Here is a 24,491-nt window from a genome sequence, read left to right on the forward strand (position 1 = left end):
GACTTGTGTAGGAGCTGCTACAGGCTGCGATCTTTTGATCTTGCTGTTACTTCAGCGCGGCGAGAATCTCGTCCGGGTCAAACCCGCGAATCAACGTGCCGTTGACATCAATCAACGGAATCCCGCGCCCACCCAATGCCTCGTAAGCCTTGCGCGCCTCGGCATCCTTCTCGATATCGTATTCTTTGAACGCAATCCCCTTGCTGTCGAGAAAGCGCTTGGTCTGTTTGCAGTAACCGCACCAGTCGGTGGCGTAAAGCACAACGCTGGCCCGCGCCCGCGTCTGCTCCGAGACCATTTGCGAGGGGTTGAACACTCGCTCGATCTTGCCCCAGTTCTGATAGACCACGACCACCAGCAGAACCAGCGCCACTTTCTTCAATACGTTGCCGAGCATCAATTGCGGCGCTTCAACTGATCGGTCAGGGAAGTTGGCAGCCCCTTAATGATCAGGGTGCCGTTTTCTTCGTCGTACTCGATTTTCGAACCCAGCAAGTGCGCTTCGAAACTGATCGACAGACCCTCGGCGCGACCGGTGAAGCGACGGAATTGATTGAGGGTGCGTTTATCCGCCGGAATTTCCGGCGACAGGCCGTAATCCTTGTTGCGAATGTGATCGTAAAAGGCCTTCGGGCGTTCTTCATCGATCAGCTCCGAAAGTTCTTCCAGGCCCATCGGTTCGCCAAGCTTGGCCTGGCTGCTGGCGTAATCCACCAAAGTCTTGGTTTTCTCGCGAGCGGAGTCTTCCGGCAAGTCCTCACTCTCGACGAAGTCGCTGAAGGCCTTGAGCAGCGTGCGCGTTTCGCCCGGGCCGTCGACACCTTCCTGACAGCCGATGAAATCGCGGAAGTATTCCGACACCTTCTTGCCGTTCTTGCCTTTGATGAACGAGATGTACTGCTTGGACTGTTTGTTGTTCTGCCACTCGGAAACGTTGATCCGCGCGGCCAGGTGCAGCTGTCCGAGGTCCAGATGGCGCGACGGGGTTACGTCCAGTTCATCGGTCACCGCGACGCCTTCGCTGTGGTGCAACAGGGCGATCGCCAGATAGTCGGTCATGCCTTGCTGATAATGAGCGAACAGCACGTGACCGCCGACTGACAGGTTGGATTCTTCCATCAGTTTTTGCAGATGCTCGACCGCCACTTTGCTGAACGCGGTGAAGTCCTTGCCGCCGTCCATGTATTCCTTCAGCCATCCGCTGAACGGGAATGCGCCGGACTCCGGATGGAACAGACCCCAGGCTTTGCCCTGTTTGGCGTTGTAGCTTTCGTTGAGGTCGGCGAGCATGTTCTCGATGGCTGCGGACTCAGCCAGTTCAGAGTCACGGGCGTGCAGAACTGCGGGCGTGCCGTCGGGTTTTTTGTCGATCAGGTGGACGATGCAATGACGGATCGGCATGGGCTTCTCGGCTGTTGGATGGGAGGAGGGCAGGCTCCCCCGAAAAAGCGCCCAGTGTACCCGAATCTCTATCCGAGGCTCTGCGCAGGAGCTGCCGGAGGCTGCTAACTTTTGATCTTGTTTTCCAACATACAAAGTCCAAAGATCGCAGCCTTTGGCAGCTCCTACGGGAGGGGCCAGGGCTTAAATCGGGGCAAGTGGCCGGCCTTATGCAGTTTTTTCCCGATTTAGAGCAATAAAGCTGACCAAATGGGTAGCTAGAAGCGGATATTTCCTTGTCGCTGTGCTAGTTTTGCCCGGTCTTACGCGAAGTCACTGCGTTAAGCGTGCATTCAGCATTTGTCAGGTCGAACCAAACCCTGATTTCGGTATCTATAACCCGACTCGTCGTGGTTATCGCCGAGGGTGCCAGATCCAGAAGATCGGGCTCGATGGCTGACACTGCACTCTGCAATCCACATGAATTTGATAGGGAAGGAACACTACATGGCTCTTACTAAAGACCAACTGATCGCCGACATCGCTGAAGCTATCGACGCGCCGAAAACCACCGCGCGTAACGCTCTGGACCAACTGGGCCAAATCGTTGCTGATCAGCTGGAAAACGGCGGCGAAATCACCTTGCCAGGTATCGGCAAGCTGAAAGTGACCGAGCGTCCTGCCCGCACCGGCCGTAACCCTTCGACTGGCGCTGCCATCGAAATCCCTGCCAAGAAAGTGATCAAGCTGGTTGTGGCCAAAGGCCTGACCGACGCTGTGAACAAGTAAGACGCAGCGATAAAAAAACCGTGCACCGGAGTGATCCGGGCACGGTTTTTTTGTGTCTGCGATTTCTTGATGTCACTAAGGTCTTTGTGGGTGTACGTCCCGTAGGAGCTGCCAAAGGCTGCGATCTTTTGATTTTGTTTTGACCATCAAGATCAAAAGATCGCAGCGTGCCGCAGCTCCTACAGGATAAGCGTAATCAGCGAACCCAGCGCTCGCGCCGCCAGATCTGCTGCTCGGATTTGGTCTGGAACGTCCAGGCGACAAAGCGGCTCTGCTTCTGTCCCTGAGACATCTCCACCACCTGGCTCTCCAGCACGCCAGCCTTCTTCAGTGCGGTCTCGATTGCCGGCAGATTCGAAGCCTTCGACACCAGCGTGCTGAACCACAACACCTTGTGCTGGAAGTTCGCGCTTTCGGCGATCAGTTGCGTCACGAATCGCGCTTCACCGCCTTCACACCACAGCTCGGCCGATTGCCCGCCGAAGTTGAGCACCGGCAGCTTGCGTTTCGGATCGGCCTTGCCCAGGGCGCGCCACTTGCGCTCGCTGCCCTTGGTCGCTTCTTCCATCGAGGCATGAAACGGCGGATTGCACATGGTCAGATCAAAACGCTCGCCCGGTTCCAGCAGACCGATCAGGATGTGCTTGCGGTTTTCCTGCTGGCGCAACTGAATGACTTTGCTCAGGTCGTTGGACTGGACGATAGCCTTGGCGGCGGCAACGGCCGTCGGATCGATCTCCGAGCCGAGGAAATGCCAGCGGTATTCGCTGTTGCCGATCAGCGGATAAACGCAGTTGGCGCCCATGCCGATGTCCAGCACATTGACGATCGCGCCACGCGGCACCTTGCCGTCGTTCATGCTCGCCAGCAGGTCGGCGAGAAAATGCACGTAATCGGCACGCCCCGGAACAGGCGGGCAGAGGTAGTCCGCCGGAATATCCCAATGCTGAATGCCATAAAACGACTTGAGCAGCGCCCGGTTGAACACGCGCACCGCATCGGGGCTGGCGAAGTCGATGCTTTCCTTGCCGTAGGGATTGGTGATTACGAACTTCGCCAGCTCCGGCGTGGTTTTGATCAGCGCCGGGAAGTCGTAACGACCCTGATGGCGGTTGCGCGGATGCAGGCTGGCCTTTTCACGCGGCTCGGCAGTTTTGGCCGGGGACGCGGCGTCAGGCTTCTTGCGCGCAGGTTTGGGAGTGCGGGGGGCGTTCATGGGCGTGATCGATTCGGGTATGGCTGAAAGTGGCGGGTATTGTCCCACATCTGAAGGTCACACGCCGAACCCCTGTAGGAGCTGCCGGAGGCTGCGATCTTTTGATTTTGATTTCAGAAGCAAGATCAAAAGATCGCAGCCTTTGGCAGCTCCTACAGGGGAAATGTGGAAGGAATAAAAAAGGGAGGCCACTTGGGCCTCCCTTTTATATTGGCGATCTGCCGTTACAGACTGGCAATCCGCGCATGTTGCTCCGCCAGTTTGCCCAAGGCCTGTTCGGCCTCGGCCAGTTTGGCGCGTTCTTTCTCGATGACTTCGGCCGGGGCCTTGTCGACGAAGCCGGCGTTGGACAACTTGCCGCCAACCCGTTGGACTTCGCCCTGCAGACGCAGGATTTCCTTGTCCAGGCGCGCCAGTTCGGCGCCTTTGTCGATCAGACCGGCCATCGGCACCAGCACTTCCATCTCGCCAACCAGAGCGGTGGCGGACAGCGGTGCTTCTTCGCCAGCCTGCAGAACAGTGATCGATTCCAGACGCGCCAGTTTCTTCAGCAGTGCTTCGTTCTCGGTCAGACGACGCTGGTCTTCAGCGCTGACGTTCTTCAGGTAGATCGGCAATGGCTTGCCTGGGCCGATGTTCATTTCGCCACGGATGTTGCGCGTGCCGAGCATCAGTTCCTTGAGCCATTCGATGTCGTCTTCGGCGGCCGGATCAATGCGTTCTTCGTTGGCCACCGGCCAAGGTTGCAGCATGATCGTCTTGCCCTGAATGCCGGCCAGCGGCGCGATGCGCTGCCAGATTTCTTCAGTGATGAACGGCATGAACGGGTGCGCCAGACGCAGCGCCACTTCCAGCACGCGTACCAGCGTACGGCGGGTGCCGCGCTGGCGTTCAATCGGCGCGTTCTCGTCCCACAGCACTGGCTTGGACAGTTCCAGGTACCAGTCGCAGTACTGGTTCCAGATGAACTCGTACAGCGCTTGCGCCGCGAGGTCGAAACGGAACTGATCGAGTTGGCGGGTCACTTCGGCTTCGGTGCGTTGCAGCTGCGAAATGATCCAGCGATCCGCCAGCGACAGCTCGTACGCCTCGCCGTTCTGGCCGCAATCTTCGCCCTTGTCCAGAACATAACGCGCGGCGTTCCAGATCTTGTTGCAGAAGTTGCGGTAGCCTTCGACGCGGCCCATGTCGAACTTGATGTCGCGACCGGTCGAAGCCAGCGAGCAGAAAGTGAAGCGCAAGGCGTCGGTGCCGTAGCTGGCGATGCCGTCGGCGAACTCGTCGCGGGTCTGCTTCTCGATCTTCTTCGCCAGTTTCGGCTGCATCATGCCGGAGGTGCGTTTCTGCACCAGTGCTTCCAGCTCGATACCGTCGATGATGTCCAGCGGATCCAGGACGTTGCCCTTGGATTTGGACATTTTCTGGCCCTGACCATCGCGCACCAGACCGTGTACATAAACGGTCTTGAACGGCACCTGCGGCGTTCCGTCCTCGTTCTTGATCAGGTGCATGGTCAACATGATCATCCGGGCGACCCAGAAGAAAATGATGTCGAAACCCGTCACCAGCACGTCGGTGGAGTGGAATTTCTTCAGGAACTCGGTCTGCTCAGGCCAGCCCAGGGTGGAGAATGTCCACAGGCCCGAACTGAACCAGGTGTCGAGAACGTCGTTGTCCTGTTGCAGCGCAACGTCCGGACCAAGGTTGTTCTTGGCGCGCACTTCGGCTTCGTCGCGACCGACGTAGACCTTGCCCGCCTCGTCGTACCACGCCGGAATACGGTGGCCCCACCACAGCTGACGGCTGATGCACCAATCCTGAATGTCGCGCATCCACGAGAAGTACATGTTTTCGTATTGCTTGGGCACGAACTGGATGCGGCCGTCTTCAACGGCAGCGATCGCAGGCTCGGCCAACGGCTTGGTCGACACATACCACTGGTCGGTCAGCCACGGCTCGATGATGGTGCCGGAGCGGTCGCCTTTCGGGACTTTCAAGCCGTGATCGTTGACGCTGACCAGCAGGCCAGCGGCATCGAACGCAGCCACGATCTGCTTGCGCGCTTCGAAACGCTCGAGACCGGCATATTCAGCAGGGATCTTGCCGTCGATGCTGTCGTTCAGCGTACCGTCGAGGTTGAACACCTGTGCGGCAGGCAGCACGTTGGCGTTCTTGTCGAAGATATTCAGCAGCGGCAGGTTGTGGCGTTTGCCCACTTCGTAGTCGTTGAAATCGTGGGCCGGGGTGATTTTCACGCAACCGGTGCCGAATTCAGGATCGCAGTAATCGTCGGCGATGATCGGGATGCGGCGGCCAACCAGCGGCAGCTCGACAAATTTGCCGATCAGGGATTTGTAGCGCTCATCGTTCGGGTTAACCGCGACGGCGGAATCGCCGAGCATGGTTTCCGGACGGGTCGTCGCGACGATCAGGAAGTCGTTGCCTTCAGCAGTTTTCGCGCCGTCGGCCAGCGGGTATTTCAGGTTCCACAGGAAACCTTTCTCGTCGTGGTTTTCCACTTCGAGGTCGGAGATCGCCGTGTGCAGCTTGGTGTCCCAGTTGACCAGACGCTTGCCGCGGTAGATCAAACCGTCTTCGTGCAGGCGCACGAACGCTTCTTTAACGGCTTCCGAGAGCCCGTCGTCCATGGTGAAACGTTCGCGGCTCCAGTCCACGGACGAGCCGAGTCGACGGATCTGCCGGCTGATGTTACCGCCGGACTGATCTTTCCACTCCCAGACTTTCTCGAGAAATTTCTCGCGGCCCAGATCGTGACGATTCTGGCCAGTGGCTTCAAGTTGACGCTCCACCAGCATCTGCGTGGCGATACCAGCGTGGTCGGTGCCCGGCTGCCACAGAGTGTTGCGACCCTGCATGCGGCGGAAACGGATCAAGGCGTCCATGATCGCGTTGTTGAAGCCGTGACCCATGTGCAGGCTGCCGGTGACGTTCGGCGGCGGAATCATGATGGTGTAGGAGTCGCCCGCGCCTTGCGGGGCGAAGTAATTCTCGGACTCCCAGGTGTTGTACCAGGAAGTTTCAATGGCGTGCGGCTGGTAGGTCTTATCCATGCGCGGCGGGACCCTATTGGCATTTATTCAGGAAAAGCCGATGAGTATAGCGGGGCATGGAGCCGAGGGCGAGCCGGCGCGCGGGTACGTCAATGTAGGAGCTGCCGAAGGCTGCGATCTTTTGATCTTGTTTTTGTGAAAGCAAAGTCAAAAGATCGCAGCCTTCGGCAGCTCCTACACCTGCGGGTTATTCGTACTGGCTGAGCAGCCGCTCCATTCGCGCATCGAGGCGGCGTTTAATTTCGGTTTCGATGTGCGGAGCGAAATCGTCAATCACGTCTTGCAGGATCAATTGCGCGGCGGCGCGCAGTTCGCTGTCGAGGTGGAGCAGGGCGTCCGGGCCTTTATCAACGGTCGCGGCCGGCTGTGCGGCAGCCGCCGGAACGGCTGGCTGTGACGGTTCGATGGTCGGCGGCTGGTTACCCGGCGAATCGAACAACATCGGAATCTGTTCCTGTTCGCCTTCATCGACCGTGTCGGTCAGCAGTGGCGGTTGCAGGTTGTCATCGCCGAGCAACTGGCGGATCGATTCGAGATCGTCCAGCAGATGTGCGGACTTTTGTTGCGGTTTCGGAGTGTCCATTGGAATGCTCAGAGTCGCTGTAAACGGTGGTCTTGCAGAGGATAGCCCTGTTCCCGGTAGAAACGGAAACTCTCGCGCGCGGCGGCGCGGATCGTCGGGTCTTCGACCACCACTTCCGCTACACGGGCAAATTTGCTGGCGAATGCCGGGACTTTCAAATCGAGATTGACCAGCAAATCCTGATGCTGACCGCAGTCATCGCCCAAGCCCAGCACGATCAAACCATCCGGTTCGCTGTCGGCGAGGCCATGCGGCACGAAGCTTTCGCCCTTGAATGCCCACAGGCGCGCATCGAGGTCTTCACGCTGAGCGGCATCGCTGCAATGCAGATAGATGCGGTGGCCCATGCGCCAGGCTTTTTCGGTGAGCTTGCAGGCAAAATCCAGGCGTGCCGAAGGATCGGCGCTGGGCAGGATATAGAAGTCGACTTTGGTCATTGCGGTTCCAGAGCGGCAAGCGGCGTCACCCGAAAGTGACGCCGCCGCCCATCAGCGGTTTCAGGCTTTGGCGCGATCCAGCAGGTACTGGGTCAACAAAGGCACCGGACGGCCAGTGGCGCCCTTGTCCTTGCCGCCACTGGTCCATGCGGTGCCCGCGATGTCCAGGTGCGCCCAGTTGAGGTTTTTGGTGAAACGCGACAGGAAGCACGCGGCGGTGATGGTGCCGGCCTTCGGGCCACCAATGTTGGCGATGTCGGCGAACGGGCTGTCCAGTTGCTCCTGGTATTCGTCGAACAGCGGCAGTTGCCAGGCGCGGTCGTCGGCGGTCTTGCCGGCGCTGAGCAGTTGCTCGATCAGCTCGTCGTTATTACCGAGCAGGCCAGAGGTGTGGGCGCCCAAGGCGACGACGCAAGCGCCGGTCAGGGTCGCGATGTCGATCACCGCTTGCGGCTTGAAGCGCTCGGCATAGGTCAGCGCGTCGCACAGCACCAGGCGGCCTTCGGCGTCGGTGTTGAGGATTTCCACGGTCTGGCCGCTCATGGTGGTGACGATGTCGCCCGGCCGCGAAGCGTTGCCGCTTGGCATGTTTTCCGCGCAGGCGAGGATGCACACCAGGTTGATCGGCAGTTTCAGCTCAAGCACCGCGCGCAGGGTGCCGAACACCGAGGCCGCGCCGCCCATGTCGTATTTCATTTCATCCATGCCGGCGCCTGGCTTCAGGCTGATGCCGCCGGTGTCGAAAGTGATGCCTTTGCCGACCAGAGCGAACGGCTTCTCGGATTTCTTGCCGCCGTTGTATTGCATGACGATCAGGCGTGGAGGCTGGGCGCTGCCCTGGCCGACGGCATAGAACGAACCCATGCCGAGGGATTTGATCTTCTTCTCGTCGAGCACTTCGACTTTCAGATCCTTGAATTCTTTGCCGAGGCTTTTCGCCTGTTCGCCAAGGAACGTCGGGTGGCAAATGTTCGGCGGCAAGTTACCCAGGTCGCGGGTGAAAGCCATGCCGTTGGCGATCGCGGTGCCATGATTCACGGCGCGCTGTACTTCGGCTTGCGCAGCCTTGATGGTCAGCAGGGTGATTTTCTTCAGGGCGCGCGGTTCGGCTTTCTGGCTCTTGAACTGGTCGAAGGTGTAGCCGCCGTCCACCAGCGATTCCGCCAGCAGACGGGTCTTGCCGTAGCTGTCGCGACCTTTGACGATGACTTCGTCGAGCGCCAGCACGGCGTCGCTGCCACCCAGACCTTTAAGAGTATTGAGAATGCCGGCAACCATTTTGCGGAACGGACGGTCGCCCAGTTCTTCGTCCTTGCCCACGCCGACCAGCAGCACGCGCTCGGCTTTCAGGTTTGGCAGGCTGTGCAGCAGCAGGCTTTGACCGACCTTGCCGGCCAGATCGCCACGCTTGAGTACGACGCTGATCGCACCGCCGCTCAGCTCGTCGACCAGTCTGGCGGCGACACCGAGTTTGCGGCCTTCGCCGACGGCAACCACCAGGGTGGCGGTTTTCAACGTTTCTGGGCTAACGCTTTTTACAACCAGTTCCATGTCCGGATCCCTGAATGAATGGTCAACACGCAGACGGTCGACAGTGTCCGCCGCCATCTGCTTATAGATAGAAGAGGCACAGGCCAAAGCCTGCGACAAGGGCCGCAGTTTGAACCTCGCTCCCCGCGCCTGACAACCCTCGGGTATGCGATCAGCAAAGGATTACAGAGATGGGTGAGTGTGCGCAGTGACAGGCGCCCCCAATCACAGGATAATGCCGCATCTTTTTTCGACGGCTCTGCGTTGCGGGCCGGTCGATGTGTTTGCTTGTTTGGCCGCCTTAGCCTGACAACCCTGGAGTGTCTGGTTTGATCGTCTTCCGTTATCTGTCCCGCGAAGTCCTGTTGACCCTCAGCGCCGTGAGTGCCGTGCTGCTGGTCATCATCATGAGCGGTCGCTTCATCAAATATCTCGCTCAGGCCGCCGCCGGCCAGCTCGATCCGGGCTCGCTGTTCCTGATCATGGGTTTCCGCCTGCCGGGTTTCCTGCAGTTGATCCTGCCGCTGGGCCTGTTCCTCGGGATCCTGCTGGCTTACGGTCGCCTGTATCTCGAAAGCGAAATGACTGTGCTTTCGGCCACCGGCATGAGCCAGCAGAAGCTGTTTCGCATGACGTTGTTTCCGGCGACCCTGGTGTCGCTGGTGGTGGCATGGCTGAGCCTCGGCCTCGCCCCGCAAGGTGCCAACCAGTTCCAGCTGCTGCTGAACAAACAGGATGCCCTGACTGAATTCGACACGCTCGAACCGGGGCGTTTTCAGGCGCTGCGTGATGGCACCCGGGTGACCTACACCGAAACGTTGAGTGACGATCGCGTCAATCTGGGCGGTGTTTTCATCTCGCAGAAAAATCTCGGTGCCGATCAGAAGGACCGCGGGATTTCCGTGCTGGTAGCGGAGAAGGGCCGTCAGGAAGTGCGTCCGGATGGGACCCGTTACCTGATTCTCGACAACGGCTACCGCTATGACGGCAGTCCGGGGCAGGCCGATTACCGGGCGATCCATTACGAATTTTATGGCGTGCAGTTGCCAAAACCGGACGTCAGCGAAGAAGTCACGGATCGTGACGCGATGCCGACTTCCTCGCTTCTGGGCAGCGACGACATTCGCTCCCGCACTGAACTGCAATGGCGTCTCTCCCTGCCGCTGTTGGTATTCATCGTCACTCTGATGGCGGTGCCGCTGTCGCGGGTGAACCCGCGTCAGGGGCGTTTCCTCAAGTTGCTGCCGGCGATTCTTCTTTATATGGCTTACCTGACCATTCTGATTGCCGCGCGTGGCGCCCTTGAAAAAGGCAAGATTCCTCCGGCCCTTGGCTTGTGGTGGGTGCACGCGATCTTCCTGATCATCGGGCTCGGTCTGCTTTATTGGGAGCCGATACGGTTGAAGATGGCCAGCCGTCGCTCTGCAGCGCTGGAGGTGGCCCGTGGTTAAACTCGACCGCTACATCGGCAGCAGCGTGTTCATGGCGATCATCGCCGTGCTGGCGATCATTCTCGGTCTGGCGACCCTGTTTGCCTTCATCGATGAAATGGGCGACGTCAGCGATACCTATACCCTGGTCGATGTGCTGAGCTTCGTGTTTCTGACCGCGCCGCGTCGTCTTTACGAGATGTTGCCGATGGCAGCATTGATCGGCTGCCTGATCGGCCTCGGCAGTCTGGCCAGCAGCAGTGAGCTGACGGTCATGCGCGCGGCTGGCGTTTCCATCGGCCGTATCGTCTGGGCGGTGATGAAGCCGATGCTGGTGCTGATGCTGGCCGGTGTGCTGATCGGCGAATACGTCGCGCCGGCCACCGAAAGCATGGCTCAGGCCAATCGCTCGCTGGCGCAAGGCAGCGGTGATGCGCAAAGCGCCAAGCACGGCATGTGGCACCGCCAGGGTGACGAGTTCATCCACATCAACGCCGTGCAGCCCAATGGCCTGCTTTATGGCGTGACGCGTTATCGCTTCGACAAAGAGCGCCACCTGCTCAGCTCGAGCTTCGCCAAAAAGGCGGAATTCGACGTCGATCACTGGCAGCTCACCGACGTGGCAACCACGGTTTTCCATGAGCGCAGCACCGAAGTGGTGAACACTCCGGCGGAGCGCTGGGATGTATCGCTCAGCCCGCAATTGCTCAGCACGGTGGTCATGGCCCCGGAATCGCTGTCGATCAGCGGGCTGTGGGGGTACATCCACTACCTGTCCGAGCAAGGCCTGAGCAATGGTCGTTACTGGCTGGCGTTTTGGGTCAAGGTGTTGCAGCCGCTGGTCACTGCCGCACTGGTGTTGATGGCGATCTCGTTCATCTTCGGGCCGCTGCGTTCGGTGACCCTCGGTCAGCGGGTATTTACCGGCGTGCTGGTGGGCTTCACCTTCCGTATCGTCCAGGATCTGCTCGGCCCGTCGAGTCTGGTCTTCGGCTTTTCGCCACTGTTCGCGGTGCTGGTGCCGGCCGCGGTCTGTGCGCTGGCTGGCCTCTGGTTGCTGCGACGAGCCGGTTGATGCAACTCGATTCAGCCAGGTTTTGAACCTCGAAAACGCCTCGGTCGACAGACCGGGGCGTTTTTGCATGCAATCCGGGTGACAGGCGAACGTGACGCTTGCGCCGTGTATCAGGTACAATTCCCGGCTATTTTTCGGCGGGCCATGCCTGCAGCCTTTTTGAGTGTTGATCCGTGAGTGATTTGAGTCATATCCGCAATTTCTCCATCATCGCCCACATTGACCATGGCAAGTCGACGCTGGCCGATCGCTTCATCCAGATGTGCGGCGGCCTGGCCGAGCGTGAAATGGAAGCCCAGGTACTGGATTCCATGGACCTGGAACGTGAACGCGGGATCACCATCAAGGCCCACAGCGTCACCCTCTATTACACGGCCAAAGACGGCATCAAGTACCAGCTGAACTTCATTGACACCCCCGGCCACGTTGACTTCACCTACGAAGTCAGCCGTTCGCTGGCCGCGTGTGAAGGGGCTTTGCTGGTGGTCGACGCGGGTCAGGGCGTTGAAGCCCAGTCCGTGGCCAACTGCTACACCGCAATCGAGCAGGGCCTTGAGGTCATGCCGGTGCTCAACAAGATCGATCTGCCGCAGGCCGATCCTGATCGCGTGAAAGACGAAATCGAAAAGATCATCGGCATCGATGCCACCGACGCCGTGACCTGCAGTGCCAAGACCGGCCTGGGTGTCGACGAAGTGCTCGAGCGTCTGGTGCACACCATTCCTGCGCCGACCGGCAACATCGAAGATCCGCTGCAAGCGTTGATCATCGACTCCTGGTTCGACAACTACCTGGGCGTTGTCTCCTTGGTGCGCGTACGCCACGGTCGCGTGAAGAAGGGCGACAAGATCCTCGTCAAGTCCACCGGCAAGATCCATCTGGTCGACAGCGTGGGCGTGTTCAATCCGAAACACACCGCGACCACAGACCTGAAAGCCGGCGAAGTAGGCTTCATCATCGCCAGCATCAAGGACATTCATGGTGCGCCGGTCGGCGACACCCTGACCCTGGCCTCGACCCCGGACGTTGAAGTGCTCCCAGGCTTCAAACGCATCCAGCCGCAGGTGTACGCCGGTCTGTTCCCGGTCAGCTCCGACGACTTCGAGGATTTCCGCGAAGCGCTGCAGAAACTGACCCTCAACGACTCGTCGCTGCAATACACCCCGGAAAGCTCCGACGCACTGGGCTTCGGCTTCCGTTGCGGTTTCCTCGGCATGCTGCACATGGAAATCATCCAGGAGCGCCTCGAGCGCGAATACGACCTGGACCTGATTACCACCGCGCCTACGGTGATTTTCGAGCTGGTGCTGAAAACCGGTGAAACGATTTACGTCGACAACCCATCCAAGCTTCCGGATGTGTCGTCGATCGAAGACATGCGCGAGCCTATCGTGCGGGCCAATATTCTGGTGCCGCAGGAACACTTGGGCAACGTCATCACCCTGTGCATCGAGAAGCGTGGCGTCCAGGTCGACATGCTGTTCCTCGGTAATCAGGTCCAGGTCACTTATGACCTGCCGATGAACGAAGTGGTGCTGGACTTCTTCGACCGTCTCAAATCCACCAGCCGCGGCTATGCTTCGCTGGACTACCATTTTGATCGTTACCAATCGGCTAATCTGGTGAAACTGGACGTGCTGATCAACGGCGACAAGGTCGATGCCCTTGCATTGATCGTGCACCGTGACAACTCGCACTACAAAGGTCGCCAGTTGACCGAGAAGATGAAAGAACTGATTCCGCGTCAGATGTTCGACGTAGCGATCCAGGCCGCCATTGGCGGGCAGATCGTCGCGCGGACAACCGTCAAGGCACTCAGAAAGAACGTATTGGCCAAATGCTACGGCGGTGACGTCAGCCGTAAGAAGAAACTGCTCGAGAAGCAAAAGGCCGGTAAGAAACGCATGAAGCAGGTCGGCAACGTGGAAATTCCACAGGAAGCCTTCCTTGCAGTGCTCAGGTTGGATAGTTAGGTCCTATGTCGCTAAATTTCCCGCTGTTGCTGGTCATTGCCGTGTTCGTCTGCGGCCTGTTGGCGTTGCTTGATCTGTTGATCCTCGCGCCGCGTCGGCGTGCTGCCATTGCCTCTTATCAAGGCAGTGTCAGCCAGCCCGACGTCGTCGTGGTCGAAAAGCTGAACAAGGAACCGCTGCTGGTCGAATACGGCAAGTCGTTCTTCCCGGTGCTGTTCATCGTCCTGGTGCTGCGTTCGTTCCTTGTGGAACCGTTCCAGATTCCGTCCGGTTCGATGAAACCGACCCTGGACGTCGGCGACTTCATTCTGGTGAACAAGTTTTCCTACGGGATCCGCTTGCCGGTGGTCGACAGGAAAATCATCGAAGTCGGTGATCCGCAGCGCGGCGATGTCATGGTGTTCCGCTATCCGAGCGATCCGAACGTCAACTACATCAAACGTGTAGTCGGCCTGCCGGGTGACACCGTGCGCTACACCGCCGACAAGCGCTTGTTCGTCAATGGCGAGTCGATTGCCGAGCAGATGGTCGGCGCCGAGCCGGGCACGTTGGGCAGCGCCGAGCTGTACAAAGAGAAACTGGGCGCCGCCGAGCATCTGATCCGCAAGGAAATGAGCCGCTACCGCGCCACGCCGGACCGCTCGTGGACCGTGCCTGCCGGGCACTATTTCATGATGGGCGATAACCGCGACAATTCGAACGACAGCCGCTACTGGGACGACCCGAACATTCCCAAGGATCTGTTGGGCATGGTTCCCGACCGGAACATCGTCGGCAAGGCCTTTGCCGTCTGGATGAGCTGGCCGGAGCCGAAACTCAGCCACCTGCCGAATTTCTCGCGGGTTGGCCTGATCAAGTAACCACACACGGCGCTGTTGACCACAGCGCCGAATGCATTTCTGGAGCCGGCACAATCGGCTTCGCAATCGCCAGGATTTAATTTTTGAACACAGCGTTAATTGTCCCAGGCCTGCGCCGTATCCCGGCGATGGCAGTGGAATCCAGCCACGAACTCAGCGTGGGTAAACCGTGAGCGTTTCTCTAAGCCGTCTCGAGCGCCAGCTCGGCTACACCTTCAAGGATCAGGAGCTGATGCTGCTGGCCCTTACGCACCGCAGTTTTGCCGGGCGCAACAATGAGCGCCTGGAATTCCTCGGTGATGCCATCCTCAATTTCGTCGCCGGTGAGGCGCTGTTCGATCGCTTCCCGCTGGCCCGTGAAGGCCAGTTGTCGCGTTTGCGCGCACGTTTGGTAAAAGGTGAGACGCTGGCCGTACTGGCACGCGGTTTCGATCTTGGTGACTACCTGCGCCTGGGGTCCGGTGAATTGAAAAGTGGCGGTTTCCGCCGCGAATCGATTCTGGCCGACGCTCTCGAAGCGCTGATCGGTGCGATCTATCTTGATGCTGGCATGGACGTGGCGCGCGAGCGCGTGTTGGCCTGGCTGGCCGGCGAGTTCGAAGGCCTGACGCTGGTCGACACCAACAAGGATCCGAAAACCCGCTTGCAGGAACACCTGCAATCGCGCGGTTGCGAACTGCCACGCTACGAAGTGGTGGATATCCAGGGCGAGCCGCACTGCCGAACCTTCTTCGTCGAATGCGAAGTGGTCTTATTGAATGAAAAAAGCCGAGGCCAAGGCGTGAGTCGTCGCATTGCCGAACAGGTAGCGGCCGCCGCAGCACTGATCGCCTTGGGCGTGGAGAATGGCAATGACTGATACAAACGCAACTCGCTGTGGCTATGTTGCCATTGTCGGCCGTCCGAACGTCGGCAAGTCCACGTTGCTCAACCACATCCTCGGCCAGAAGCTCGCGATCACCTCGCGCAAGCCGCAGACCACTCGCCACAATATGCTCGGGATCAAAACCGAGGGCGACGTCCAGGCGATCTACGTCGACACCCCCGGTATGCACAAGGGTGGCGAAAAAGCCCTGAACCGTTACATGAACAAAACCGCTTCGGCGGCGTTGAAAGACGTCGACGTGGTGATCTTCGTCGTTGACCGCACCAAGTGGACCGACGAAGACCAGATGGTTCTGGAGCGTGTGCAGTACGTCACCGGCCCTTTGATCGTCGCGCTGAACAAGACCGACCGCATCGAAGACAAAGCCGAACTGATGCCGCATCTGTCGTGGTTGCAGGAACAACTGCCGAACGCGCAGATCATCCCGATTTCCGCCCAACACGGCCACAATCTGGAAGCGCTGGAAAAGGTCATCGCCGAGCACCTGCCAGAGAACGATCACTTCTTCCCGGAAGACCAGATCACCGACCGCAGCAGCCGTTTCCTTGCCGCTGAACTGGTACGCGAGAAAATCATGCGCCAGATGGGCGCCGAGCTGCCGTACCAGATCACCGTCGAAATCGAAGAGTTCAAGCAGCAGGGCAAGACCTTGCACATCCATGCGCTGATCCTCGTCGAGCGGGACGGCCAGAAGAAAATCATCATTGGCGACAAGGGCGAGCGGATCAAACGCATCGGCACCGAAGCCCGCAAAGACATGGAGCTGCTGTTTGACTCCAAGATCATGCTCAACCTGTGGGTCAAGGTGAAGGGCGGCTGGTCCGATGACGAGCGTGCGCTGCGATCGCTGGGTTACGGCGACCTGTAAGCGACTCGAAGATCAAAAGATCGCAGCCTTCGGCAGCTCCTACAGGTGTACCCAACACATTGTAGGAGCTGCCGAAGGCTGCGATCTTTTTTGCAGTCCCAACCGGGAAACAACATTCATGTCGCAAAACCCGCCTCCCGCCCAACCCGCCTACGTCCTGCATTCGCGCGCCTATCGCGAAACCAGTGCGCTGGTGGATTTCCTCACGCCGCAAGGTCGGTTGCGGGCGGTGTTGCGCAGTGCGCGGGGCAAGGCCGGGACGCTGGCGCGGCCGTTCGTGGCGCTGGAAGTCGAATTCCGTGGCAAGGGCGAACTGAAGAACGTCGGGCGCATGGAAAGCTCCGGCACCTCGGCATGGCTCAACGGCGAGGCGTTGTTCAGCGGTCTCTATCTCAACGAATTATTGATTCGACTGCTACCCGCAGAAGACGCGCATCCGGCCGTATTCGATCATTACGCCGCGACCCTGCTGGCGCTGGCCGAAGGTCGGCCGCTGGAACCGTTGCTGCGTTCTTTCGAGTGGCGACTGCTGGACGATCTCGGCTATGGCTTTTCCATGAATACCGACATTCACGGCGAGCCGGTGGCGGCGGACGGGCTTTATCGCTTGCAGGTTGACGCCGGTCTTGAGCGTGTTTATCTGCTGCAGCCGGGCCTGTTCAACGGCGTTGAATTGCTGGCCATGGCCGAAGCCGACTGGTCTGCGCCCGGTGCGCTGTCGGCCGCCAAACGGCTGATGCGTCAGGCGCTGGCCGTTCATTTGGGCGGGCGCCCGCTGGTAAGCCGCGAGCTGTTCCGCAAGCCCTGATATGCTGTGCGCCGAATCTCTCAATTCAGGAGCGCATCCGTGACCAGCAGCAATCGCATTCTTCTTGGTGTGAACATCGACCATGTCGCCACCCTGCGTCAGGCCCGTGGCACGCGCTACCCGGATCCGGTCAAGGCGGCGCTGGATGCAGAAGAGGCGGGCGCCGACGGCATCACCGTGCACCTGCGCGAAGACCGTCGACACATTCAGGAGCGCGATGTATTGCTGCTCAAGGATGTGCTGCAAACCCGCATGAACTTCGAGATGGGCGTCACCGAAGAAATGATGGCGTTCGCCGAGCGCATCCGCCCGGCGCACATCTGTCTGGTGCCGGAAACCCGTCAGGAACTGACCACCGAGGGCGGTCTGGATGTGGCGGGGCAGGAAGAGCGAATCAAGGCTGCGGTCGAGCGCCTGTCAAAAATCGGCAGTGAAGTGTCGTTGTTCATTGATGCTGATGAGCGTCAGATCGCTGCGTCCAGGCGCGTCGGAGCTCCAGCCATCGAGCTGCACACCGGACGTTATGCCGATGCCGAAACCCCGGCCGAAGTGGCTGAAGAGTTGAAGCGCGTTGCCGATGGCGTGGCGTTTGGACTGGCGCAGGGGCTGATCGTCAACGCCGGGCACGGTTTGCATTACCACAACGTGGAAGCCGTTGCGGCGATCAAGGGCATCAACGAACTGAACATCGGCCATGCGCTGGTGGCACATGCTTTGTTCGTGGGCTTCAAATCTGCTGTGTCGGAAATGAAAGCGCTTATTCTGGCTGCGGCTCTTAAGGGCTAAGATCAAAAGATCGCAGCCTTCGGCAGCTCCTACAGGTGTACACATAACCCTGTAGGAGCTGCCGAAGGCTGCGATCTTTTGCTGTCAGAGCGGGGCAGGCTCTTGCGCCGGTTTCGATTTGTCGATCGCCGGCACATGCAGATTGCCCTCGGCCACCTGATCGCCTTCAAGCTGGGGCTGGGTCACCCAGGTCAGGATGTCGTAGTAGCGGCGGATGTTCGCCACAAAATGCACAGGCTCGCCGCCGCGGGCGTAGCCGTAACGCGTTTTGCTGTACCACTGCTTTTGCGACAGGCGCGGCAGGATCTTTTTCACATCCAGCCACTTGTCCGGATTCAACCCTTCTTTAGCGGTCAGCTTGCGCGCGTCATCCAGGTGACCGCTGCCAACGTTATAAGCCGCCAAGGCGAACCAGGTGCGATCCGGCTCCTTGATCGAATCGTCGAGCTGGTCCTTCATGTAAGCCAGGTACTTGGCGCCGCCCATGATGCTCTGCTTCGGATCGAGGCGGTTGGACACGCCCATCGCCTGCGCGGTGTTCTGGGTCAGCATCATCAGGCCGCGCACGCCGGTTTTCGAGGTGACTGTCGGCTGCCACAGTGATTCCTGATAGCCGATCGCGGCGAGCAGGCGCCAATCGACTTTCTCTTTCTTCGCGTAATTCTTGAAGTGCTGTTCGTATTTCGGCAGGCGCTGCTGCAAATGCTGGGCGAACGTCGTGGCGCCCATGTAGCCGAGAACATCAACGTGGCCGTAGTAGCGGTCTTTCAGGCGCTGCAAGGTGCCGTTTTTCTGCACCTTGTCGAGGTAATCGTTGATTTCGTTGAGCAGGCTGTTGTCTTCGCCCGGGCCTACCGCCCAGCTCTGACTGCGCGCGTCACCGAGGTCGAAAGCCACGCGGATGTTGGTGAAATACACCTGATTCATCGCCACTTCGTTGGAGTCGACCAGCGTCAGATCAATCTGGCCCTCATCGACCATGCGCAGGAGGTCGACCACCTCGACTGCGTCGGACTCTTCATATTCGATGCCGGGATATTTCTGTTTCAGCTCGGCCAGTTGCTCGGCGTGGGTGCTGCCCTTGAGCACCATGATCTTCTTGCCGACCAGATCACCGGCGTCGGTCGGCCGGGATTGGCCGTTGCGATAAATGATTTGCGGGGTGACTTCGAGATAGGAGTGCGAGAACCGTACCTGCTTCTTGCGCTGTTCACTGCTGACCAGGCCGGCGGCGGCCAGCACCGGGCCGTTCGGTTTGCCGATCTGATTGAACAGGTCGTCGAGGTTGTCGGCGGTTTCGATCTTCAGTTCCACACCCAAATCGTCGGCGAAACGCTTCACCAGCTCGTATTCGAAGCCGGTTTCACCGCTGCGATCCTGAAAGTAGGTGGCGGGGCTGTTACGGGTAACCACCCGCAGCACACCATCCTCCTTTACGCGCTCGAGTGTGTTGGGTTTATCAACACAGCCACCGAGCATCAGGAAGAGTCCGGTTGCGATCAGCCATTTGGCGTACCGCGGACGCAAAGCCGTTGGGAAAAACATCTGCGCAGTATACGCAAACGGCCACGGGCGCCATATCTCGACAGCGTAGGACGAGTCTGCTATTGATCACAAATTCGCACGAAACCCCGCAGAAACGTGCCTGGACGGGTTTTTGTTACAGTAAAAATAAGCCCCCGTGACAGGCTCGATTTACCTGACTCTGAAGTCGGAAACACAGATCGGTATCCGAATGCAACCGTGCGTAGCGTTTCGGGTGATGTTGAGGTCGGTTTAGGCTAGAATGCACGGCCTCAAAGCACACCCCTTCCCGAGGCTGTCCCGAAGATGTTGATCCTGCGCGGCGCTCCTGCCCTTTCTGCCTTTCGCCACAGCAAACTCCTTGAGCAACTGAGCCAGAAGGTTCCAGCTGTCAGTGGCCTGTATGCTGAATTCGCTCACTTCGCCGAAGTCACCGGCGTCCTGACCGGCGACGAACAGCAGGTGCTTGCGCGCCTTCTGAAGTACGGCCCAAGTGTTCCGGTTCAAGAGCCGACCGGCCGTCTGTTTCTGGTGTTGCCGCGTTTCGGCACCATCTCGCCATGGTCGAGCAAGGCCAGCGACATCGCCCGCAACTGCGGCCTGAGCAAGATCCAGCGCCTGGAACGCGGTATCGCCTTCTATGTTGCAGGGCAGTTCAGCGAAGCCGAAGCGCAGCAGATCGCTGACGTTCTGCACGACCGCATGACGCAGATCGTGCTGGGCGACCTCGAGCAGGCCGCCGGTCTGTTCAGCCACGCCGAGCCGAAGCCGCTGACCGCGATCGACATCCTCGGTGGCGGCCGCGCCGCACTGGAAAAGGCCAATACCGAGCTGGGCCTGGCCCTGGCCGAAGACGAAATCGACTACCTGGTCAACGCCTTCAACGGTCTCAAGCGCAACCCGCACGACATCGAACTGATGATGTTCGCCCAGGCCAACTCCGAGCACTGCCGTCACAAGATCTTCAACGCCAGTTGGGATATTGATGGCCAGAGCCAGGAAAAAAGCCTGTTCGGCATGATCAAGAACACCTATCAGATGCACAGCGAAGGCGTGCTGTCCGCTTATAAGGACAACGCCTCGGTGATCGTCGGCAACGTTGCCGGGCGCTTCTTCCCGGATCCGCAAACCCGCCAGTACGGCGCGGTGCAGGAGCCGGTGCACATTCTGATGAAGGTTGAAACCCACAACCACCCGACTGCGATCGCTCCGTTCCCGGGCGCGTCGACCGGTTCCGGCGGCGAAATCCGCGACGAAGGTGCAACCGGTCGTGGCGCCAAGCCCAAGGCTGGCCTGACCGGTTTCACCGTGTCGAACCTGCAGATCCCCGGCTTCGAGCAGCCGTGGGAAGTACCGTACGGCAAGCCTGAGCGCATCGTTACCGCACTGGACATCATGATCGAAGGCCCGCTCGGCGGCGCCGCGTTCAACAACGAATTCGGTCGTCCGGCCCTGACTGGCTACTTCCGTACTTTCGAACAAGCGATCAGCACGCCGCACGGTGACGAAGTGCGCGGTTACCACAAGCCGATCATGCTCGCTGGCGGCATGGGCAACATCCGCGAAGAACACGTCAAGAAAGGCGAGATCGTTGTCGGCTCCAAGCTGATCGTTCTCGGCGGCCCGGCCATGTTGATCGGTCTGGGCGGCGGCGCGGCTTCGTCGATGGCAACCGGCACCAGTTCGGCGGATCTGGACTTTGCGTCCGTGCAGCGCGAAAACCCTGAGATGGAGCGCCGCTGCCAGGAAGTCATCGACCGTTGCTGGCAGCTGGGCGACAAGAATCCGATCAGCTTCATCCACGACGTCGGCGCGGGCGGTCTGTCCAATGCCTTCCCGGAACTGGTCAATGACGGCGAGCGCGGTGGCCGTTTCGAACTGCGCAACATTCCCAATGACGAGCCGGGCATGGCCCCGCACGAAATCTGGTCCAACGAATCCCAGGAGCGTTACGTTCTGGCGGTCGGCCCGGAAGATTTCGAGCGCTTCCAGGCGATCTGCGAACGCGAGCGTTGCCCGTTTGCCGTAGTCGGCGAGGCGACTGCTGAGCCGCAACTGACCGTGACCGATAGCCACTTCGGCAACAACCCGGTGGACATGCCGCTGGAAGTATTGCTGGGCAAAGCGCCGCGCATGCACCGTTCGGTGGTTCGCGAAGCTGAACTGGGCGATGACTTCGATCCGTCGAACCTCGACATCACCGAATCCATCGAACGCGTTCTGCATCACCCGGCCGTGGCGAGCAAGAGCTTCCTGATTACCATCGGCGACCGCACCATCACCGGCCTCGTTGCCCGTGACCAAATGGTCGGCCCATGGCAGGTGCCGGTGGCCGACGTTGCCGTCACCGCCACCAGCTTCGATGTCTACACCGGTGAAGCGATGGCGATGGGCGAGCGCACTCCGCTGGCACTGCTCGACGCTCCGGCGTCGGGCCGCATGGCCATCGGCGAAACCCTGACCAACATCGCCGCGTCGCGCATCAACAAGCTCTCCGACATCAAACTGTCGGCGAACTGGATGTCGGCCGCTGGCCACCCCGGCGAAGACGCGCGTCTGTATGACACAGTGAAAGCGGTCGGCATGGAGCTGTGCCCTGAGCTGGGCATCACCATTCCGGTTGGCAAGGACTCGATGTCCATGGCCACGCGCTGGAACGATAACGGCGAAGACAAGACCGTAACCTCGCCGATGTCGCTGATCGTGACCGGTTTCGCGCCAGTGGCTGACATCCGTCAGACCCTGACCCCGGAACTGCGCATGGACAAGGGCACCACCGACCTGATCCTGATCGACCTCGGTCGCGGGCAGAACCGCATGGGTGCGTCGATCCTCGCGCAAGTCCACGGCAAACTCGGCAAGCATGCGCCGGACGTCGATGATGCTGAAGACCTGAAAGCCTTCTTCGCGGTGATCCAGGGCCTCAACGCCGACGGTCACTTGCTGGCTTACCACGACCGCTCCGACGGCGGTCTGCTGACCTCCGTGGTGGAAATGGCCTTCGCCGGCCACTGCGGCCTGAGCCTGAATCTGGACAGCGTTGCCGAATCCGCCTCGGAGATCGCCGCAATCCTGTTCAACGAAGAACTCGGTGCCGTCATCCAGGTTCGTCAGGACGCCACGCCCGACATCCTCGCGCAATTCAGTGCTGCTGGTCTGGGCGACTGCGTGTCGGTGATCGGTCAGCCGATCAACAATGGCCAGATCAACATCACCTTCAACGGTGACACCGTGTTCGAAGGTCAGCGTCGTCTGCTGCAACGTCAGTGGGCCGAGACCAGCTATCAGATCCAGCGTCTGCGCGACAACGCCGACTGCGCCGAACAAGAGTTCGACGCGCTGCTGGAAGAAGACAACCCGGGCCTGAGCGTCAAGCTCAGCTACGACGTCAACCAGGACATCGCCGCGCCTTATATCAAAAAAGGCATCCGCCCACAGGTTGCCGTGCTGCGTGAGCAGGGCGTCAACGGTCAGGTCGAGATGGCGGCGGCATTCGACCGCGCCGGTTTCAGCGCGATCGATGTGCACATGAGCGATATTCTTGCTGGCCGCGTCGACCTGAACGAGTTCAAAGGTCTGGTGGCGTGCGGTGGTTTCTCCTACGGCGACGTCCTCGGCGCTGGTGAAGGCTGGGCCAAGTCGGCACTGTTCAACAGCCGCGCCCGCGATGCGTTCCAGGGTTTCTTCGAGCGTAACGACAGTTTCACCCTTGGCGTTTGCAACGGTTGCCAGATGATGTCCAACCTGCACGAGCTGATTCCGGGCAGCGAGTTCTGGCCGCACTTCGTGCGCAACCGCTCCGAGCAGTTCGAAGCGCGGGTGGCGATGGTGCAGATCCAGGAATCGAACTCGATCTTCCTGCAGGGCATGGCCGGTTCGCGCATGCCGATCGCTATCGCCCACGGTGAAGGACACGCCGAATTCGCCAGCGAAGAAGCACTGCTGGAAGCAGATCTGTCCGGTTGCGTGGCGATGCGTTTCGTCGACAACCACGGCAAGGTCACCGAGGCATATCCGGCCAACCCGAACGGTTCGCCGCGCGGGATTACCGGTCTCACCAGCCGTGACGGTCGCGTGACGATCATGATGCCGCACCCGGAGCGGGTGTTCCGCGCGGTGCAGAACTCGTGGCGCTCGGAAGACTGGAACGAGGACGCACCTTGGATGCGTATGTTCCGTAACGCGCGTGTGTGGGTTAACTAAGCGTCGTGTACAAGCTCGGGTTTTTTGTTCCTGACAGTCATGTCGAGGTGGTCAAGAACGCTGTGTTCGCTGCGGGTGGTGGGCGGATTGGTGACTATGACCACTGTGCGTGGCAGGTGCTTGGATCTGGTCAGTTTCGGCCATTGGACGGCAGTCAGCCGTTTATTGGTGAGGCGGGGCAGGTTGAGCGGGTCGAGGAGTGGAAGGTTGAGCTTGTGGTGGCGGATGAGTTGATTGTTGCTGTTGTGGCGGCTTTCAAGTTGAGTCATCCCTACGAAACACCGGCTTATGAGGTGTGGCGGTTGGAAGATTTCTGATAACCGCTTATTACAAGAAACCCGCAGATGAGTGATTGTCTGCGGGTTTTTTGTTGCCCCGATTTTGTGGGTGATCTCGTTCCACTGTGGGAGCTGGCTTGCCAGCGATGGCGCCCTGACAGGCGGCCATGTTCTGGCTGACTGGGTGAATATCCGTTTCTTCGGTTGCTGCGGCTGACGGTTCCGCCCTTACGGCGGGTCACCTTTCCAAACGCCGAAAAGGTAACCCAAAAGGCTTGCTCCAACGTTCGGCCCGCTCGCTGAGGCTCGGGGTCCCTTCGCTGCGGGATCGATCCGGGCGCAGCGCCTCCGGTTTGCTTCGCTGCACCTCCTCTCGCTGTGTTCGACTTCGTCGAACGGTCGCTGCGCTCCCACGCCCGGATCGATCCCTCCACTCAGCCTCCCGACGTCGCCCGTGGATCAAGATCAAAAGCGTTGTCGAGCTTGCGCTCATCCTGTGTAGGAGCTGCCAAAGGCTGCGATCTTGAGCTCATCCTTTGTAGGAGCTGCCGCAGGCTGCGATCTTTTGATTTTGATTTTGTGGGAGCTGGCTTGCCAGCGAAGGCGGCCTGACAGCCGACCTGTTACTTGCAGATGTACTCAATCCAACTGTAGGAGTGAGCCTGCTCGCGATAGCAACCTCACAACCAACCAATCACCCGAAGACGTACTCAATCCCTGTGGGAGCTGGCTTGCCAGCGATGGCGGCCTGGCAGCCGACCAATCTCTGTCTGAATGCACCTTCTCCAACTGTG

Annotated in this window: 19 protein-coding genes; 11 read left to right on the top strand and 8 right to left on the bottom strand. The window is 59.6% G+C overall.

What is annotated here, in order from left to right; translation table 11 throughout:
- Positions 1 to 46: 46 nt before the first annotated feature.
- Positions 47 to 397: a glutaredoxin family protein gene (locus EL257_RS05210; protein WP_126360424.1), complete on the bottom strand. Its 351-nt coding sequence runs from the start codon at positions 395 to 397 to the stop codon at positions 47 to 49.
- Positions 397 to 1,401 carry a nucleoid-associated protein YejK gene (gene yejK / locus EL257_RS05215; RefSeq protein WP_126360426.1) on the bottom strand — a complete coding sequence of 335 codons (1,005 nt, stop codon included), beginning with the start codon at positions 1,399 to 1,401 and terminating at the stop codon, positions 397 to 399. Before yejK ends, EL257_RS05210 begins: the two co-directional genes overlap by 1 nt.
- A gap of 486 nt (positions 1,402 to 1,887) precedes the next feature.
- On the opposite strand from yejK, the gene EL257_RS05220 reads away from it, so the two are divergent.
- Positions 1,888 to 2,169, top strand: coding sequence for an HU family DNA-binding protein (locus EL257_RS05220; protein ID WP_003221909.1), 282 nt, complete (start codon positions 1,888 to 1,890; stop codon positions 2,167 to 2,169).
- 196 nt (positions 2,170 to 2,365) lie between these two features.
- Here EL257_RS05220 and rlmF read toward each other — a convergent pair whose 3' ends face one another.
- The 5 genes from rlmF to EL257_RS05245 all read right to left on the bottom strand — a co-directional run bounded on the left by rlmF (position 2,366) and on the right by EL257_RS05245 (position 9,027).
- The gene (rlmF, locus tag EL257_RS05225; protein WP_126360428.1) at positions 2,366 to 3,385 is read right to left on the bottom strand and encodes a 23S rRNA (adenine(1618)-N(6))-methyltransferase RlmF; all 1,020 of its coding nucleotides are present in this window, start codon (positions 3,383 to 3,385) and stop codon (positions 2,366 to 2,368) included.
- Positions 3,386 to 3,609: 224 nt separating this feature from the next.
- Positions 3,610 to 6,456: a valine--tRNA ligase gene (locus EL257_RS05230; protein ID WP_126360430.1), complete on the bottom strand. Its 2,847-nt coding sequence runs from the start codon at positions 6,454 to 6,456 to the stop codon at positions 3,610 to 3,612.
- A gap of 187 nt (positions 6,457 to 6,643) precedes the next feature.
- Entirely contained in the window at positions 6,644 to 7,039 is a 396-nt protein-coding gene (locus EL257_RS05235; protein WP_126360432.1) for a DNA polymerase III subunit chi, read from the bottom strand.
- Positions 7,040 to 7,047: 8 nt separating this feature from the next.
- On the bottom strand, positions 7,048 to 7,476 hold the full coding sequence (locus tag EL257_RS05240; protein WP_126360434.1) for a DNA polymerase III subunit chi: 429 nt from the start codon (positions 7,474 to 7,476) through the stop codon (positions 7,048 to 7,050).
- A gap of 60 nt (positions 7,477 to 7,536) precedes the next feature.
- Positions 7,537 to 9,027 (bottom strand): leucyl aminopeptidase, encoded by a 1,491-nt coding sequence (locus EL257_RS05245; protein WP_126360436.1) that lies wholly within the window; start codon positions 9,025 to 9,027, stop codon positions 7,537 to 7,539.
- Positions 9,028 to 9,335: 308 nt separating this feature from the next.
- Between EL257_RS05245 and lptF the strand changes: the two genes are divergently transcribed.
- The 8 genes from lptF (at position 9,336) to pdxJ (ending at position 17,692) form a co-directional block, all read left to right on the top strand.
- On the top strand, positions 9,336 to 10,457 hold the full coding sequence (gene lptF, locus EL257_RS05250; RefSeq protein WP_126360438.1) for an LPS export ABC transporter permease LptF: 1,122 nt from the start codon (positions 9,336 to 9,338) through the stop codon (positions 10,455 to 10,457).
- On the top strand, positions 10,450 to 11,511 hold the full coding sequence (gene lptG / locus EL257_RS05255; RefSeq protein WP_126360440.1) for an LPS export ABC transporter permease LptG: 1,062 nt from the start codon (positions 10,450 to 10,452) through the stop codon (positions 11,509 to 11,511). The genes lptF and lptG overlap by 8 nt, the downstream gene beginning before the upstream one ends.
- Positions 11,512 to 11,684: 173 nt before the next feature.
- Positions 11,685 to 13,484 (top strand): translation elongation factor 4, encoded by a 1,800-nt coding sequence (gene lepA, locus EL257_RS05260; RefSeq protein WP_008083639.1) that lies wholly within the window; start codon positions 11,685 to 11,687, stop codon positions 13,482 to 13,484.
- 5 nt (positions 13,485 to 13,489) lie between these two features.
- Entirely contained in the window at positions 13,490 to 14,344 is an 855-nt protein-coding gene (gene lepB / locus EL257_RS05265; protein WP_126360442.1) for a signal peptidase I, read from the top strand.
- Positions 14,345 to 14,513: 169 nt separating this feature from the next.
- Positions 14,514 to 15,203 (top strand): ribonuclease III, encoded by a 690-nt coding sequence (gene rnc, locus EL257_RS05270; protein WP_024011703.1) that lies wholly within the window; start codon positions 14,514 to 14,516, stop codon positions 15,201 to 15,203.
- Entirely contained in the window at positions 15,196 to 16,098 is a 903-nt protein-coding gene (era, locus tag EL257_RS05275) for a GTPase Era (protein ID WP_123451899.1), read from the top strand. Before rnc ends, era begins: the two co-directional genes overlap by 8 nt.
- A gap of 118 nt (positions 16,099 to 16,216) precedes the next feature.
- On the top strand, positions 16,217 to 16,906 hold the full coding sequence (recO, locus tag EL257_RS05280) for a DNA repair protein RecO (protein ID WP_126360444.1): 690 nt from the start codon (positions 16,217 to 16,219) through the stop codon (positions 16,904 to 16,906).
- A 39-nt stretch (positions 16,907 to 16,945) separates the two neighbouring features.
- A complete protein-coding gene (pdxJ, locus tag EL257_RS05285) occupies positions 16,946 to 17,692 on the top strand; it encodes a pyridoxine 5'-phosphate synthase (protein WP_126360446.1) in 747 nt (248 codons plus the stop codon).
- Positions 17,693 to 17,776: 84 nt separating this feature from the next.
- Here the strand turns inward: pdxJ and mltF are convergent, their stop codons facing one another.
- The gene (mltF, locus tag EL257_RS05290) at positions 17,777 to 19,237 is read right to left on the bottom strand and encodes a membrane-bound lytic murein transglycosylase MltF (RefSeq protein WP_126360448.1); all 1,461 of its coding nucleotides are present in this window, start codon (positions 19,235 to 19,237) and stop codon (positions 17,777 to 17,779) included.
- A gap of 285 nt (positions 19,238 to 19,522) precedes the next feature.
- Between mltF and purL the strand changes: the two genes are divergently transcribed.
- Both purL and EL257_RS05300 read left to right on the top strand, forming a co-directional pair.
- Positions 19,523 to 23,419: a phosphoribosylformylglycinamidine synthase gene (gene purL, locus EL257_RS05295; protein ID WP_126360450.1), complete on the top strand. Its 3,897-nt coding sequence runs from the start codon at positions 19,523 to 19,525 to the stop codon at positions 23,417 to 23,419.
- Between the two features lie 5 nt (positions 23,420 to 23,424).
- Positions 23,425 to 23,736: a YqfO family protein gene (locus tag EL257_RS05300; RefSeq protein WP_126360452.1), complete on the top strand. Its 312-nt coding sequence runs from the start codon at positions 23,425 to 23,427 to the stop codon at positions 23,734 to 23,736.
- The last annotated feature ends 755 nt before the right edge of the window (positions 23,737 to 24,491 follow it).

Source organism: Pseudomonas fluorescens (assembly GCF_900636825.1).
GTDB classification, from domain to species: Bacteria; Pseudomonadota; Gammaproteobacteria; order Pseudomonadales; family Pseudomonadaceae; genus Aquipseudomonas; species Aquipseudomonas fluorescens_BG.

Excerpts from the sequence above, each read along its gene's own strand:
- EL257_RS05210 (WP_126360424.1), bottom strand. The coding sequence starts at position 397 with ATGCTCGGCAACGTATTGAAGAAAGTGGCGCTGGTTCTGCTGGTGGTC.
- yejK (WP_126360426.1), bottom strand. The coding sequence starts at position 1,401 with ATGCCGATCCGTCATTGCATCGTCCACCTGATCGACAAAAAACCCGAC.
- EL257_RS05220 (WP_003221909.1), top strand. The coding sequence starts at position 1,888 with ATGGCTCTTACTAAAGACCAACTGATCGCCGACATCGCTGAAGCTATC.
- rlmF (WP_126360428.1), bottom strand. The coding sequence starts at position 3,385 with ATGAACGCCCCCCGCACTCCCAAACCTGCGCGCAAGAAGCCTGACGCC.
- EL257_RS05230 (WP_126360430.1), bottom strand. The coding sequence starts at position 6,456 with ATGGATAAGACCTACCAGCCGCACGCCATTGAAACTTCCTGGTACAAC.
- EL257_RS05235 (WP_126360432.1), bottom strand. The coding sequence starts at position 7,039 with ATGGACACTCCGAAACCGCAACAAAAGTCCGCACATCTGCTGGACGAT.
- EL257_RS05240 (WP_126360434.1), bottom strand. The coding sequence starts at position 7,476 with ATGACCAAAGTCGACTTCTATATCCTGCCCAGCGCCGATCCTTCGGCA.
- EL257_RS05245 (WP_126360436.1), bottom strand. The coding sequence starts at position 9,027 with ATGGAACTGGTTGTAAAAAGCGTTAGCCCAGAAACGTTGAAAACCGCC.
- lepB (WP_126360442.1), top strand. The coding sequence starts at position 13,490 with ATGTCGCTAAATTTCCCGCTGTTGCTGGTCATTGCCGTGTTCGTCTGC.
- era (WP_123451899.1), top strand. The coding sequence starts at position 15,196 with ATGACTGATACAAACGCAACTCGCTGTGGCTATGTTGCCATTGTCGGC.
- recO (WP_126360444.1), top strand. The coding sequence starts at position 16,217 with ATGTCGCAAAACCCGCCTCCCGCCCAACCCGCCTACGTCCTGCATTCG.
- mltF (WP_126360448.1), bottom strand. The coding sequence starts at position 19,237 with ATGTTTTTCCCAACGGCTTTGCGTCCGCGGTACGCCAAATGGCTGATC.
- purL (WP_126360450.1), top strand. The coding sequence starts at position 19,523 with ATGTTGATCCTGCGCGGCGCTCCTGCCCTTTCTGCCTTTCGCCACAGC.